The following is a 15,072-nucleotide window of genomic DNA, read 5'->3' on the forward strand; positions in this document are numbered from 1 at the left end:
AGTTCTTTTTTTATTTATAGGAGAGAAAAATGCAAGTATTGATGAAAAACACTAAGAAAACATTGATTGGTGCAGCTGCACTAGCGGGCGTGGCTGTTGGTATTGGCCAAGCATCAGATGCCAGTGCAGATGTTAAAACAACTGATACAGAGCAAACTGTAAAAAGCACTCAACCTGATACTTCAAAGGATAAGCAAGTTGTACTTTCGCCAGGTGCACATACAAAAGATGTGCCAACTACTAAGGACATTGACGACGGTATGGTAGTTGATCCAATCGATCCAACAGATCCAACAGATCCGACTGATCCTACTGACCCAACTGACCCAACAGATCCGACTGATCCAACAGACCCAGGCGACAACGGCAATGGTGGTTCAACCACTGATCCGGGAGATATTGGAAACGGTGATAATGGTTCAAATGCTGGTAGTGGAAATTCGGATAATGGTGGTTCATCTAATGTGTCAACCGATCCTGATGTAAGTGAAGCACAAGATAACTACCAAAAAGTATTAACTGCAAATGGTAATAACACATCATCATTCGCTGTTCGTCAGGCACAAGCAAAACTTGATGATGCAATTGCTTCTGCATTGCCAACTACAGGTGTTAAAACATCTAAATCAGATGCGGGTGTATTTGGTGTTATGGCCGCTTTGTTGACAACGGTATTCGGTGGCACTGGTCTATTAGTAAAGCAACGTAAGGCAAAATAAGAAAGGGGGTGTTGTTAAGAAATGAGACTCCCTAAATTAAAGCTAGACTTTGAGTATGAAAGAAAAGCTAAGGATAAGCCTAAGAAAATACCAAAAGCACATGTATTTGATTTAGGGCGTGCTCGTAAGCTAGTAATTGCAGTATTGGTAATGCTATTTCTGTACTTTGGATATGTGCTATTCGTTGCAAACGCAACTGCTCAAAAAAATCACAATTTAGATCATAAAGTGACAACGTTGAGTAACAAGTTAAAACTAGCAAGCGCTGGTACTACGAGTTATAACCCATTAGTCGGTCAATATTTAGGTGATTTTTTAACTGCTTTCTACACGGTTGATACAAATAATCAACAGCAAAGAAGTGATGAAATTGCAAAATATTTTGCTAAAAACATGACAATGCCTAGTGACGCACAGGCTACTAATCAAAGACTAAAAACTGCCAAGTTAAAAGGCTTGTTTATGGTAGATGATGTTAAAACGGCTCAATTTGATTTAACGGTGACTTCTAATAATCAAGATGTGTCATTCACTGTCAATGTGCCATATGCGCAAAACAATGCACAGGTTACAGTTGTAGGTATGCCCTATGTGGCTAATCCTATTGATAGCAAAGCACAAATTGCCGATGCACGATTGGCTAAAACAGGTCGTTCTATATCTGATACAAAGGCGTCTGCGAAAATTCAAACATTTACAAAGCAATTCTTAAGCAAGTATGTTTCATCTACTACTAAAGAGATGTCAATGATGATGAATGATCCAGTCGGTTTAGACGGTGCAGTTGAATTAGTTGACGTTGGTAGCATGATTGTGACTGGTAGTGCCAAAAAGGCGGTTGTAACAACTAGTATCATAGTAAAAGTTAAGGGCAGTGAATTACAACAAGTTCAAAATATTAGATTAGAATTGCAAAAACAATCATCAACATATTTTGTGACCAAGTTAATTCAAGCCTAAGAAAGGAGATATTATGGCGTTATATGATGGGCTTAAACCAGGTTTAATATGGATAGTTTGTTTAGTAGCAGCAGGTTTCATGATTTGGGCAATGGGAAAAAAGCATATGGGTGAAATGTTGACATATTTTCTAGTTGCTGCTTTTGTTCTGTTTTTCATTAATGGACCTGAAAATGCATTGGGATCAATGAATGGTGTTATTCAACTTATTATGAATTTCTTTTCTAGTCTTGGTGGTTAATCTATATGTATAATTACCGAACAGTTTTTACATCGAGTGCAAAGCGCAAACAGATTTATGGTGATTTTTATTCACCGTTTTGGTTTAATACTAGAAAAGTCGTTGTTGTTGTGGGTGCATTCGCTTTTTCATTGTTATTGATCGCTATTTTTCATTGGTTTACAGTAGAGATGTCAAGCTATGCATTATTATTGTGCACTGCTCTGATTATTGGTGCGTATCAAATGGATAAGCGATTGAAACTGAATAATTTACCATTTGAAATCACAATTGTTTATTTTTTAAAGTATTTCTGGCACTATCATGTTAAGAGAGAGCAGCTTTATCAAGATGAACGGTTAAATTCCAACAGTAAAACTTACCAAATTATATAAAAAACCACTTTTATAAAAAAGTGGCTATCAGGTGTGATACATGCCGTGTAAAGTAACGGGGAATGACAATTAACGAAACCCAAGGAGTGAGTCTATTTCACCTGACACGGCAAGTGTAACACACTTAGTTGAATAGAAGTAAAAGGAGCACATTAAATTGTGTTCCTGATTATGTCTAGGTCGGCCTATAAGGTAGGACAAATTAGGGGCAGTTCCTAATCATAGGCAAAATTAATAGACAACTTGAGATATGTTATCAATAATGTACAATGGAGAAAAAGGGGTTAAGAAAGGAGTTAGTCATGATTGAAATTGATTTACCAGCAAACAAGATGCCATTAGATGAAATGAAGCAGAAGTTGGCAACTGTTTTTCCAAAATATGATATTCAAAAAGCTTATATTTACGGCTCGTATGTGAATGGTGGTTTTGATTTTTCAAGTGACTATGACTTTTTAATCGACGGCAAAATTGGTGATCAAGAACCGTTTATTGGCAATCAAAATGTTGTGCGTCAGTTAAAACGTGAACTATCAGAAGCCTTAGATCGTACCATAGATATTACTGAAATGAGCATTATTGAACAACCTAGTCACACAGAGTCTAGTAGAAAATTCAAGGCAAATGTTATGAAAGATAAGGTATTGGTATATGAGCAACAATAAGGACATTCGTTATTTGGAAAGTATGTTGATATATTTGGATCAAGTGAACGATATTGCTAGTAGTAAGCCTATGGACTTGATTATTACTGAATATGGACTTGAATTGAGTAGTATTCTGATGAAATTGACACAAGTTGGTGAGTTGGTGGGTAGATTGTCATTCAATACGATTGAAGAATACCCTGATGTGCCCTGGCGTGAATTAAAAGGTTTAAGAAATGTAATTGTGCATGAATATGAAGATATTCGATTACAGGAAATTAAAAATATTATCTTGAATAATATTCCAGATACTGAAGAACAATTGCGTAACGTATTACAGAATGAAATACGTAAATCATATTAAGGGCTGCTAGAAGTGATCAAATCAATTGATCACTTTTTGTTTTGTATAAAAATCTAATGAAAGTGAGAATATGATAAAATGGACGTAATACATGATAGGAAAAGGTTTTACGTAATGAATGAAAAAAAGTCATCAAAATGGCAAAATATGAGTAAAGAAAATCAGATTGGCGTGTATGCGGCCGTTGTTATCGTAATCGTACTTGTGTTAGGTATAGCAATTATGGCGGTAAATATGGGCAATAAGGGAAGTGTTGATACGTCGCAAACCAGCAGTGCATCGACTACTTCAAGTCAAGCAGTTGAAGGTAAGGACTACACGGTTGAGTATCACAAAGGTATCGTATCAAAGAATGACCTAAATTCTGCGTTGACGGCTTTTTATGAAAATCCAAATAACGCAAATAATTTGAAGGCAATGATTAAGTATGATCATGATGACATTTACATCTATTATAAGGCTGATGAAAAACAGTTAATTAAGTACGTACCAAATGGGTCTGGTTTAATGAGCGCTTATAATATAGAGACCAAGGAAGTAAAACATGGTGATTTGAATGTCGAAAAACCAGTTGAGGGCTTTCAGGAAACAATTGACAAAAGCGTGACTAAATTGCCACTTGTTTGGCATTTTCATAATAATACTGAAGAAGAAACAGAATAATTTTGATTGGCATCTATCATTTGACAGATGCTTTTTTGTTTGAATAAGGAGTTCTAATGTGTAAATTTAAATATGTGATGTCGGCAGTCGTAGTAATAATGACTGCCTTTTTATTTGCGACAAACACTGTATCTGCTGATGAACGATTACCAAATAACGATACACATTTATCAGGTAGTGATATTGCATCAAATGGTGAGAGTTCAAAAGACAATACTAATCAAGTGCACGACAACAATACATCAGGCCTTAATAATTTAAAAGAAGAAGACAATGGTGTTAATCGAGAAAATATACGTCGTTGGATAGATGAAGGTGATATTGATGAAATCAATAAAAACATTATAGATAATTACAAAATCTATACTGAAATATCTAACTGGAACGATTTTTCAACCATGGGTGCACATTTTTTGTCTGATCTATTTATGGGTATCAATAAAGATATTGTGTATGCGTTGTTTGATAAAATTATTGCTGTTGTTTTTGATTTGACATCTGTTGACAAGTCTACCAACAAAGTTATGACACATGCGACAAAATTTACAGTTAATATTTGGCAAAATCAAAGCTTTAAGCCGATTGTTTATTCTGTGTTCGCCTTTGCCTTAGTTTGGGCATTTGTAAGTCAATTCGTTGGTAAGAATGGTGTTCGGGGTATTTTAAGTATTATTCTTATTTTTGTTATCGGGAGTACCTGGATAGCTGGCGGTGGATCTGTTCTAACTAAAATAAACACAATGACGTCAACGATCCAAAAAGAAGTATTTATTGCATCAAAAGATACTGGAACAGACAAAATGTCTGACTCAACAACGTTTCAACAAGCAATTAGATATCAATTTTTCAAACGTGCGATTGAACGACCATTCTATTTAGGTAATTTTGGCACGGCTGATCCGAACAAGATTGATAAGAAAAAAATGGGTGATCCAGAAGATTTCTATGGTGGTTACGTTAATTCAAATAATGTGAGTGATTATTCTGATAATCCATACGTAAGCAAAGACGGTAAGAAAGCTTGGAAACAATTTGCTACGTCATTTGTTGCACCATTTATGTCAATTGCGTATGGGATACCGGTTGTTATGATTGGCCTATTGAATTTGTTCTTAGAAATTGCGTCAGTTATTTTGTACTATGTCACACCATTTGTACTGCTATTGTCGCTGATACCAAGGTATTCAAAGTCGCTGTTTGATTTGATATTGATGACATTTGTAGTGTTGTTTGGAAAAGTATTTTTGATTTTTGGTATTCTGATTGTTAATTGGGTGCAAGAATTTGCTGACAGTTTAGTACCTGTGAATGATATGGGTTCTGCATTAGCCAATGGTGCTGTTTACGTAGGCGTAATGGTAATCATATGGAAAAAGAAAGGCGGGTTCTTCTCTGCTATCACTGGTTCTAGAGCAATGCAGGCAGGCCTGGATAAAGTAAGTTTATCCAAGCCATTGAATGCTGCAACAAATAGGGGAAAGCAACTCATTAATAAATATCAAACTGTGTCTCAACCACGGTCAGGTAATAATGCAGGTGATAATAAGAATAATGATAAAAAAAGTAGCCAACAAGCGACTGGCAAACCAAGTTCAAGCGGTAGAAATACTAATGTAGATGAAAATGATGTCAAAAAAGCAGATGAGACACGTGCAACGGCTAGAAATACAACGTTGGATAAGTCGTCAAGCAAATCAGACGCTACCATTGGCGCAAAGACAACAAATACTTCTGCATCACAGGTCAATGTTGATGAAGTGATTGATCGTGATAGAAAAAGACGTGAAGCACGTTCTGAACGTCTAAAACATGATTTAAATTAGAAAGGGATAGTGATGAAAATATTCCGTAATTTAAAAATATCGTTAATCACATTCATATCGTTATTGCTTGTTGTTATTGTTGCACTAATGGGTATCTCGTCCAACTCGTCGTGTGACACTGACACAAGCGTATCTGTTGTAAATTCTGCTGATCAAAAACAAACAGCGTTATCTCTTGCATCGAGTTTAAAAAAAGTCGATAGTGCTACTGATGCAGGTATATCAGCTTACTTAGGAAATACAGAAGCTGAAAGTGGCATCAGCTCAACTCGAATTGAAAGTGATGCTACCTATGATGAAGCAAAGGCGCTAAACCTGTCCTTAAGTGGTTATGCGTTTGGTTTTAATCAGTGGGACAAGTCGAGACGTGTAGACTTAATTAATTATGCTAAATCACAAAACAAGTCGTGGACTGATGCAAGTTTACAATTAGATTTTGCGTTAAATCATGACGGTGCCAATTCGGACTTATTGAAACAAGGTCTGCAAATGGGCGACGTATCAGAAGCTACCGAGTTTTTACGTGCAAAGTGGGAACGTGGTGGTGTTGGTACTACTGATAAGCGTATATCGCTTGCGAAGAAGTGGTACACATTAATTGCAAGTGGTGCTAGTGATAACGTTGCTGTAGATGTTGCTAGTGATAATAATGCTGAGAGTAAGAATGAACAATCTGAAACTGAAAATGACGTTGGTTGTTCAACTAACACAGTATCTGGTATGGGTTCATCTGGGGCATCAGTCTTAGAAATACCTGCTAATTACAAGAATAAAGTTACTGACACTAACTTCACGGCCACATCATCAACAAATACCTATCCGATTAATCAGTGTACCTGGTATGCGTATAACCGTATGCAAGCCTTAGGGACGCCAGTTGATAATGCTATGGGTAATGGTGGTGATTGGGGTGCTAGTGCTAAGACAAAAGGGTATCAAACAAGCAATAAGCCGCAAAAAGGTTGGGCTGTCAGTTTTGGTCGTGGTGTCGCTGGTGCTGATCCAACATATGGTCACGTGGCGGTTGTTGAAGCGGTTAGTGACGACGGTTCAAAATTTCTGATTAGTGAATGTAATGCTGTAAAACCTGGTACTGGTACGATTAGTTTTCGTGAGATAACTTTGGGTTCTGGTATGACATTTATTCAAGGAAAAAAGTAGGAAAGGAGTAGAAAAATATGAATGGGTGGGTAAAAGGGTTAATCATCTTCGATATTGTGTTAGCCGGTTGTTTAACGTTCTATATTCATCAACATAGTAATTTAATGATTGATAATGTCAGGACGCACCAAACGGCTAAGAAACAAGCTAAAAATCGGTTGTCAACACCGGCTACTCAATTTAAGGCAGAAGATTTGAAAGATACAAAATTGAAATCATTTCAAACTGCAAATGATCGTGTAAAAGAGACAATGGATCTAATTGTTAATTCTGATCCAAGACAGTTTGACTCAAGTCTTAAGGGACAAGTACAACCTAGTGTTATTCAACAACTAAAAAATGAATTGACACCGACTGTTGATACTGCAGTTAGAACGCATCAAGATGTCTATGTATCAGTTATTAATGAGTATAATTCACCGTTAGAGTTTTATGTTATCTCTCAAAATTCCGAACAATTAAATGCTTATGAAGTCACATATGATACAGGTTCAAAGTTGATCTCAAAATTCAAACATTATTCAACTGCTGATGCAGCCTTTGATTTGAAAGGAGTTAATCAATGAATTTCATGAAATCAAAAATGAGTATAGGGTTATTGATAATTGCTATCGGTTTGAGTGTGGCGGTGGTTGAATTTAGGCATCTAAATTTTGGACTAAGACATGATACTAAACAAGTTAAACAAACTATGGATAAACAAAGAGCTAAACAAGATGTTAGTTTAACTAGTCAGTCACAAAAAATGCTCGTTCAAGATACAAATATTATTCGTGCTAAATCAACACTTCAAGCATTTGCTAAAGTGTTTTTTTCTTATAATAATCAAGCAGTATATGATGCCAGGTTAAATGATTTGAGTAATATGATGCAATTAACAGATGAACAGAAATCATCATTGTTTTCATCGGGACTAGATAGAAATGGTAACTCAAAAATAAATAATCTTAAATTAGTCAGTAAATATGATGCAGGGACGTTTTACACGACATCAATATCAACAGATGATCATGTGATACATGTATTTGGTAATGTCGTCGTCAAGGCTGGTAGTCAAGATTTAGGCACAAAATCGAGTACGGTTATTATGTTTGCCGATTATGATACGTCGATTAATAAATTAACAAGTGTTCAGATTAAAAAGGGTATGGAGTAGATAAATATTATGAAAGTAAGATTGGCAAAAAGAGATCAAAAAGGCACTAAAAATAATAGAAACAAGGGCAATATATTTTCATCTGGTATTGGTTACTGGATCATATCGGGTTTGGTGGTTATAGGGCTATTGGCTGGTCTAACATGGTTTGTGCCATACACAGTGATGCACCTAGGTAATAATGCGACAGTCGATTTAAATACTAAAGGACAAAAAGTTATGTTCTATAGTTCAAAATGTTCAGACTGTGAGAAAGTGTTCCCGACAGTTTTTTGGCATAATATGTGGCATCTAAATGAAGAAAGCGAACAGGTGCAAACGATTAATGTGGCTATACAAGGCAACAAGCATTTCATTCAAGAACAAGGTATTGAATATACACCTACATTCGTACAAGGTGACAAGAAATTTGTGACAACTGATAATGATGCAGTTGCGCAATTTGTTGATAAGGGGGTGAAGTAGTGTGGCATTTGGTGTAAATATTAAATATGAAAATCCAGTTGTTCAATATTTTGGAAATTTAGCACTAACAACCGTTGGTGATGTATGGGCATATTACAGAATTAGACCGTTTCAAATTAATGTGGCAAACGATAGTGATAAAGATGACTATAAATCAATCTTGATCAATATTATGGAAAGACTACAAAGTTTTGGTGAGCTTGATTTACAACTTGTACCAAGTGATATGGATCTAAAAGGTCGTATTAGTGGGACACGTGATGATTGGGCAAAGGATATTCCTGAAGTACCAGACTATTATATGGGTCAAGAAGAGACTAATATTTTGCAGTCAGAGTTCGACCCGGCTGTCATTGATGAATTTTATATTGGCGTTAAGTTAAAGGCACATGCTGTTGGTACTGGTGTTCGAGATAGAATTAAGTTCGCAAGTAATTTGTTGTTGAAATCGGCTGCAGAAATGTTTAAATTTTCAGTCAAGTTCGATGATAAGTTCTTTGATCGATACCAAATCATGAATGATGAAGTTTATTCAATTTTGAGAGCAATGAATGTATCAAAAGTTAGTGAAGAAACGTTGATTAAGCTATTAGGTACACCGTATCATCACGCAGATAAACGGTTATTTTCTGAGATGAGAAATACAGTGTTTGATTTATCAAAACAAGGCATTGTGAAACGTGATAATGGTACAGAAACTGATTACGTTAGTCATTTGGTGATTAATTTGCCAACTAATTTAGAAAATTTTGATATTATGCCTAAAATTCAATCATTCAATTTTCCGATTGAAACGCATTTTAAAATACGTTTTCCGCCACGTGACGGACTACTTGGTATCAAAGAGAGTGCAGATTGGGCAAAAGAAAAGTATAAGGGTGAATATGAAGATGCTGAAGCAACACGTGATACTGCATCAGCCAAAAGTGAAATGAATTTTAGTATGGCAACTGATTTAGTTGAGTTGTTAGATACTGATAATGCATTTATGGCGTGGACGATGATTTTGGTAATCAGAGATAGTGATGTTAATAAACTTAAATATAAAATTAGTAAAGTATCAACGGCACTGCAGGGTATGAATAAGGACTTGTCTGTCTATCAACCAAGCTTTCATCAAGAGATGTTGTTATATCAAATACTAGTTGGTGCACCATTGGGTGGGTTCAAGTATTGGCAAAATTATACATCGGCAATAACGTTTGCGGAGTTACTGTTTGGTACGACAACACAACTTGGTACTAATACAGGGTTCTACCTTGGCCGTGTTTTAACAAATGATTATTACGATAGCGTTGAGACTGCAGCAGCATCTTCACGTGTGCTAGTTCTATTTAATTTAATCATTGCAAACAAAGGTATTAAAGGTACGCAAACCGATAGTCCCCATATCAATATATCTGGTGTGACTGGATCAGGTAAATCATTCTTGTTCAAAACGTTATTACTGCACGCTGGTATGTTTGATATGGATATTTTGGCATTTGACCCAAAACAGGAAATGAGACGTTGGTTCTCACGGGCTTTAGAGACAGTTGATAATCAATATTTTAAAACGTTAATTAGTGCATTCCACTTTATCACGTTAGATTATACGGACTTGAAAAATAATGGGGTCATTGATCCATTGAATACATTGAGTGCAAATAGTACTGCAGATGAAATCGCCGACGTTTCGACACTTATTCGTGAAATGCTGGTTCAAATTCGCTCGGTATCTCATAGTATCTCATTAGAGACGGCTTTGACTGATTCGATACGTGAATTATGTAAGCAACGATTACGTGGCGAAAAAGTGGGTACATTAGGTATTGTTGACTTGTTGCGGGCACGTGGTGGAGAAGCAGAAGAATTGGGTAACTACTATCAATCAATTATTCCAGACTCAATGTTGAGATTGGCATTTGGCGACGGGCAAGGTGATCATCTGTCATTAGAACATCAACGTACCATTCTTGAAGTTTCTGGCCTTGATTTACCAAAGGTTACTGATCATGCGGATACGTACACTGACTCAAATAAATATTCAATATCAATTATGTTGGCATTAGGACGTTTCATGGAACGATTTGGACGACGTAATACTGATCGTTTTTCAGCCGAGTTCATGGACGAAGCTTGGGTGTTTGAAACAAGTTCTGCAGGTAAGAAAGTGTTGGACTCAATTAAACGATTGGGACGTTCGGAAAACAATGAGTTAATCACATCTTCTCAATTGGTTAGTGACGGTCATGGAAAAGAGAGTACCGGTCAGTATGGACAAATATTTGCGTTTGATGATCGTGATGATAGGCCAAACATTCTCAAACAATTTGGACAGCCTGTTAATAAAGAAAATATTGACATGTTAGCTAATCTACGTAAAGGTCAGTGTCTGTATCGTGATTTATACGGCCGTGTTGGAAAAATGGTAGTGCATTCGTTATTCGATGAGTGGACTGAAGCGTTTAAGACTGTTAATGCAAATTCAAGTTCTGATTTGGAAAGTAAATATTCATAGAAATTAAGCATATTTATGTTTAAAATGTATATTATAAATATTAGGAGTGATGCATTAACATGACAGCTGAAAAACATGAATTGATAGTTTTGGGAAATGGGTTTGACTTACGTGCTGACTTAAAGTCGACATATAGGGACTTTATAAATAGTTTGTTAATAGATGAAAATGACTTATCTCATGTATCTAAGCAATTTACTGAAATCGTCAGATTATATCGCACAAGGGAGCATTCGCAACAACAATTTAATTCAGCACAAACTGCAAGAGCTGAGCAAGAACGAAAAGTGAATTCGTATATGAAAAATGGGCAAGATGTTCAGTATAACTATCGTCTTGCTCTTGATCATTTTATTAAATCTGAAGATTCGGCTGAAGCAAAGCTTCAATCTGATGCTGATATTTTGACAGAGACAATAGAATCTTTTTTCAAATTGGTAAATGATATTATTTGGAATTCAGAAACAATAACACCATTAAAAAATATATGGATATTGTTTATGATTCTTCAAAATGAAAATTTGTCATGGTTTGATTTTGAGAACAAAATGGGTGATTTGCTCATTAGAAATCTTTCTGAGGTTCAAATTGATAAGTTAAAAAAGGGAGACCCTAATTTACTTAGGGCTAATAAAGGACTAGCTTTTGCAATCAGTTTAATAATTAATCGTTCACCTAGTATTGGAGATTATCCAGACTTTCTAATTGGGTTAATAGCCATTCTTGAACAAAGAGATGACTTTTCAGTGTCTTCAGGTGAAGTTGACAAGATAAATGAGTTTCTTATTTCTGAGTTATTGGTGTTTGAAAAGATGTTTTCAAGGTATATAGCTAAAATTTCTGAAGAAAGTGATTACTTAGAAAAATCAGAAGGGTTATTACTGCAACTAATTACTGATTTTTGTATTGATGATCAGGTGACTATACGTACAAATATCTTGAATTTTAATTACACTCTAGATGAATCGATTAAGACTAAGTTTAATTTGGATCAAATTGATGCTGTTAGAAATATTCACGGTAGTGTTTCAAAAGATGAAAATAAATCTAAAATTGGTAGAGTTATCTTTGGAATTGGTAATGATGAAATTCAATCAGATAGTTTAGAGGTTGCCTTTACAAAATCATTTAGAATAATGAATTCGGCATCGATTGAAAAATCGCTACATTCTAACATTTTGACCGATGATATTTCTGTGGTTAAGTTTTATGGTCATTCTTTGGGTGATACCGATTTTGGATATTTCTATCAAATTTTCGATAAGATTGATATTTGGAATTCGGATGTTAAGCTTATTTTTTATTATTCAACTTATGGTGATAAAACAAAAGAAGTGCGAGAAATTGAAGAAAATCATAGAATAACACATCTGTTGCAGAGTTATGTTTCTGCAAAACAAGATGAAAGATTCAGTAAACGTATTATTGAACGATTAATTTTAGATAATCGTTTGTTAATTAGAGAAATTAAGTAGAAAGGTATCTAATGTATAGAAAAATTAAATATGGTGATCAGTATTTTGCAAGGACATTGTTTATTCGATCCTTGCTTTTTATTTCGTTTAGTTTGTTGCTGATTAATACGTTTATGTTGTTTTTGTTGTTAAGTATGCGCATTAATCTAAGTATTGTTATGGTGTCAATTGTGATGTTGATTGAGTTTGCGGTTGTTTTATCGTTTGCATCTCACTTTCTGCAAAGGTTATATACTGAATATCCTAAAACGCACGATAATTGGTTGTCTCATTATATTGCAACGGTTGAAGTACAGCAGATTTTATCGAAGTTAGTGTCATCGAAAGGTGCATATGAGACTAATAGTGATGACAAGGGAGAATACATTACGTATTATCCAAAGATTAAATTCAAATTGCTACACGCAACTGGTCAATTGGTGGTAGAAGAACCAATCGATGCTGAGAAATCAATGGACTTTTTTGCTAGTGGGCAGTATGACAAGTTGATTGAGACGTCGTTATTAGCCGATTTACAAAATACGGCATCATCAAAAGGGAAAATCGTGAGTACGTTTGCATTCGATCCAATAAAATTTAGACTGCAGTTAGCTGACCTGGCACCGAAAAAAGGGACGTTAAATGTGATGCGTGGTATCGATTGGAAATACGATAAATTCTACAATATGTTGATTGCTGGAAATGTTGGTACTGGTAAGTCTTATACGTTATTCTCAATTTTAGGGCAGTTGCTAGTGGTTACGAAGTTTGTGACTGTGTTTGACCCGAAAAAGTCAGACTTAGCCAGTTTGAAGTATACGAAAGCACTTGAGGGTAAAGTATTTAGTGATAATACAGAAATTAATGAGCAAGTGCATGTTTTTTATGAAGAGATGATGCAACGTGCGGAGAAAATGGAAAACATCAAAAAGAGTGGAAAATTAGGTGCTTATATGGACTTTAATTTTGCACCACATTTTATGTTTTTTGATGAATTTGGTGCATGGCGTGAACGTAACGATGCATTGAAGTTTGGTAGTCCGGAGTATGACGGTTATCAGACAGCAATGTCTAACTTATTAGAGATTGCGATGCTTGGTCGTGAACTTGGTTTCTATATTATCGTGGGCATGCAACGTCCTTCTGCTGATAGTTTGCCTATGGCAATACGTAACCAGTTAAACTTTAAAATGGTTATGGGTGTACCAACACCAGAAATTAGTAAGATGTTGTTTCCTGATAATCAAAAAGATTTGCGGGCATTGTCTCAAGATTTGAAAGGTTGGGGCTTTCTGCAGTCAGGTAATGACCAGGTACGATCATTTTTTGCACCAGAGATGCCGAAAGGCTTTAATTTGCATGAGTGGATAGAAATGATGAACAGTCAAAGAAAGGATAAGAAATAGGGTTATGTTAGAAAATTCAGTATCATTGAATAGTTTCTTAAGAAGTGTGTGTGATAATAAAGTGCCCAAACGATGGAATGTGCGTTATTCGGGAACAAAAGGCGTTGTTAGTTTTTATTTTAATCGTCAATATTTTGAGTATAGTTTTACTATTGTCGATGATTTTGAATTTGTAGACTTTAAGTTGTTATCTGAAGAAGAGCGAGACGTTGTTAGTGACGATGTATTGAATAAAATTTTGTCAGGAAAGAAGTGATAAATTATGGAACTAGAAGTGCGTGTATTTGTAGCACCTGCTATTTTCCCGGCCAATGGTCTTTGGTTTGATTTACCGTTGAATGAAAATACGATACGTACGAGATTGCAGAATACTGGTAAGTTATTTGGGCTGTCCTGGAACGAACCAATAATTATCAGTGACTATGAAGCACCGTTTGCAGTTGATGCTTATGCATCGATTAGAGAATTGAATATATTAATTGACACGTTGAGAGCAATAAAAAGTTCTGACGTGTTTTTTGATGCCATGGTATCTGGTGACTTGAAAGCTGCAGGTGTTGATTTAAGTGTTTTTGATTATAAACAGTACTTTCGTACGTTAAATTAAGGAGAAAAGATATGACAGTAGAAGTAAAAATTTTTGTTGGTGCAATGTTGCAGCCTGCTAATGGTAAGTGGTTTACACTACCAACGCCAGTGAGAACAATTGAAGCTGAATTAGAGCGCATCGGGGCGATTGGTGGTACAAGTCACAATGAAGAGTACATGATTACAGATTATGAAGCACCGTTTAAAATCGATGCACATACGTCGATTAATCTTTTAAATCAAGTAGCTGATGAATTATCTCGGACTGAAGTAGCTGATGATGTGATCAAACTTCTTTTTTCTAGCCATTTTTCAGATATTCAAAAGTTTAATAATGATGAAGTATCTGGTTTGGAAATAATTCAAGCGGATAACCAGTCAGATTTGGCTTATGAAGTATTAGAAAGTATTGGCGGTGTTGGTGAATTGCCTGCTGACAAGATAGAAAGTTATTTTGATTATGACGCTTATGGTCGTGATTTGTTGATGTCTGGTGATTATTCTGATCTAGGTAAAGGTGTTTATATTGGGAATAATTAGAAAGGTGGGAA

At 35.5% G+C, this 15,072-nt stretch carries 18 protein-coding genes; all 18 read left to right on the forward strand.

Features of this window, described 5'->3' with window-relative positions; genetic code table 11:
• Nucleotides 1-29 precede the first annotated feature (29 nt).
• Nucleotides 30-719, forward strand: a complete 690-nt coding sequence (locus H9L19_RS04685) for a hypothetical protein (protein WP_187528555.1) — start codon at nucleotides 30-32, stop codon at nucleotides 717-719.
• Nucleotides 720-740: 21 nt separating this feature from the next.
• Nucleotides 741-1,679 (forward strand): conjugal transfer protein, encoded by a 939-nt coding sequence (locus H9L19_RS04690; RefSeq protein WP_187528556.1) that lies wholly within the window; start codon nucleotides 741-743, stop codon nucleotides 1,677-1,679.
• A 13-nt stretch (nucleotides 1,680-1,692) separates the two neighbouring features.
• The gene (locus H9L19_RS04695) at nucleotides 1,693-1,920 is read left to right on the forward strand and encodes a TcpD family membrane protein (RefSeq protein ID WP_187528557.1); all 228 of its coding nucleotides are present in this window, start codon (nucleotides 1,693-1,695) and stop codon (nucleotides 1,918-1,920) included.
• A 5-nt stretch (nucleotides 1,921-1,925) separates the two neighbouring features.
• On the forward strand, nucleotides 1,926-2,294 hold the full coding sequence (locus tag H9L19_RS04700; protein WP_187528558.1) for an MFS transporter permease: 369 nt from the start codon (nucleotides 1,926-1,928) through the stop codon (nucleotides 2,292-2,294).
• A 302-nt stretch (nucleotides 2,295-2,596) separates the two neighbouring features.
• Nucleotides 2,597-2,959, forward strand: a complete 363-nt coding sequence (locus tag H9L19_RS04705) for a nucleotidyltransferase family protein (RefSeq protein WP_187528559.1) — start codon at nucleotides 2,597-2,599, stop codon at nucleotides 2,957-2,959.
• Complete coding sequence (locus H9L19_RS04710; protein WP_187528560.1) at nucleotides 2,946-3,305, forward strand: HepT-like ribonuclease domain-containing protein; 360 nt, start codon at nucleotides 2,946-2,948, stop codon at nucleotides 3,303-3,305. The genes H9L19_RS04705 and H9L19_RS04710 overlap by 14 nt, the downstream gene beginning before the upstream one ends.
• A gap of 147 nt (nucleotides 3,306-3,452) precedes the next feature.
• Nucleotides 3,453-3,968: a hypothetical protein gene (locus tag H9L19_RS04715; protein ID WP_187528561.1), complete on the forward strand. Its 516-nt coding sequence runs from the start codon at nucleotides 3,453-3,455 to the stop codon at nucleotides 3,966-3,968.
• A gap of 56 nt (nucleotides 3,969-4,024) precedes the next feature.
• On the forward strand, nucleotides 4,025-5,791 hold the full coding sequence (locus tag H9L19_RS04720; protein WP_187528562.1) for a CD3337/EF1877 family mobilome membrane protein: 1,767 nt from the start codon (nucleotides 4,025-4,027) through the stop codon (nucleotides 5,789-5,791).
• A 12-nt stretch (nucleotides 5,792-5,803) separates the two neighbouring features.
• On the forward strand, nucleotides 5,804-6,952 hold the full coding sequence (locus tag H9L19_RS04725) for a phage tail tip lysozyme (RefSeq protein WP_187528563.1): 1,149 nt from the start codon (nucleotides 5,804-5,806) through the stop codon (nucleotides 6,950-6,952).
• 17 nt (nucleotides 6,953-6,969) lie between these two features.
• Nucleotides 6,970-7,518 (forward strand): hypothetical protein, encoded by a 549-nt coding sequence (locus H9L19_RS04730; RefSeq protein ID WP_187528564.1) that lies wholly within the window; start codon nucleotides 6,970-6,972, stop codon nucleotides 7,516-7,518.
• A complete protein-coding gene (locus H9L19_RS04735; protein ID WP_187528565.1) occupies nucleotides 7,515-8,108 on the forward strand; it encodes a hypothetical protein in 594 nt (197 codons plus the stop codon). The genes H9L19_RS04730 and H9L19_RS04735 overlap by 4 nt, the downstream gene beginning before the upstream one ends.
• A gap of 9 nt (nucleotides 8,109-8,117) precedes the next feature.
• On the forward strand, nucleotides 8,118-8,573 hold the full coding sequence (locus tag H9L19_RS04740) for a thiol-disulfide isomerase (RefSeq protein ID WP_187528566.1): 456 nt from the start codon (nucleotides 8,118-8,120) through the stop codon (nucleotides 8,571-8,573).
• Between the two features lies 1 nt (nucleotide 8,574).
• On the forward strand, nucleotides 8,575-11,073 hold the full coding sequence (locus H9L19_RS04745; protein ID WP_187528567.1) for an ATP-binding protein: 2,499 nt from the start codon (nucleotides 8,575-8,577) through the stop codon (nucleotides 11,071-11,073).
• A 59-nt stretch (nucleotides 11,074-11,132) separates the two neighbouring features.
• Nucleotides 11,133-12,548 carry an AbiH family protein gene (locus H9L19_RS04750; protein ID WP_187528568.1) on the forward strand — a complete coding sequence of 472 codons (1,416 nt, stop codon included), beginning with the start codon at nucleotides 11,133-11,135 and terminating at the stop codon, nucleotides 12,546-12,548.
• A gap of 11 nt (nucleotides 12,549-12,559) precedes the next feature.
• Nucleotides 12,560-13,933 carry a cell division protein FtsK gene (locus H9L19_RS04755; protein ID WP_187528569.1) on the forward strand — a complete coding sequence of 458 codons (1,374 nt, stop codon included), beginning with the start codon at nucleotides 12,560-12,562 and terminating at the stop codon, nucleotides 13,931-13,933.
• 4 nt (nucleotides 13,934-13,937) lie between these two features.
• On the forward strand, nucleotides 13,938-14,189 hold the full coding sequence (locus H9L19_RS04760) for a hypothetical protein (protein ID WP_187528570.1): 252 nt from the start codon (nucleotides 13,938-13,940) through the stop codon (nucleotides 14,187-14,189).
• Between the two features lie 6 nt (nucleotides 14,190-14,195).
• Nucleotides 14,196-14,540 carry an antirestriction protein ArdA gene (locus H9L19_RS04765; protein WP_187528571.1) on the forward strand — a complete coding sequence of 115 codons (345 nt, stop codon included), beginning with the start codon at nucleotides 14,196-14,198 and terminating at the stop codon, nucleotides 14,538-14,540.
• 11 nt (nucleotides 14,541-14,551) lie between these two features.
• The gene (locus tag H9L19_RS04770; RefSeq protein ID WP_187528572.1) at nucleotides 14,552-15,061 is read left to right on the forward strand and encodes an antirestriction protein ArdA; all 510 of its coding nucleotides are present in this window, start codon (nucleotides 14,552-14,554) and stop codon (nucleotides 15,059-15,061) included.
• The last annotated feature ends 11 nt before the right edge of the window (nucleotides 15,062-15,072 follow it).

This window comes from Weissella diestrammenae (assembly GCF_014397255.1).
GTDB lineage: Bacteria > Bacillota > Bacilli > Lactobacillales > Lactobacillaceae > Weissella > Weissella diestrammenae.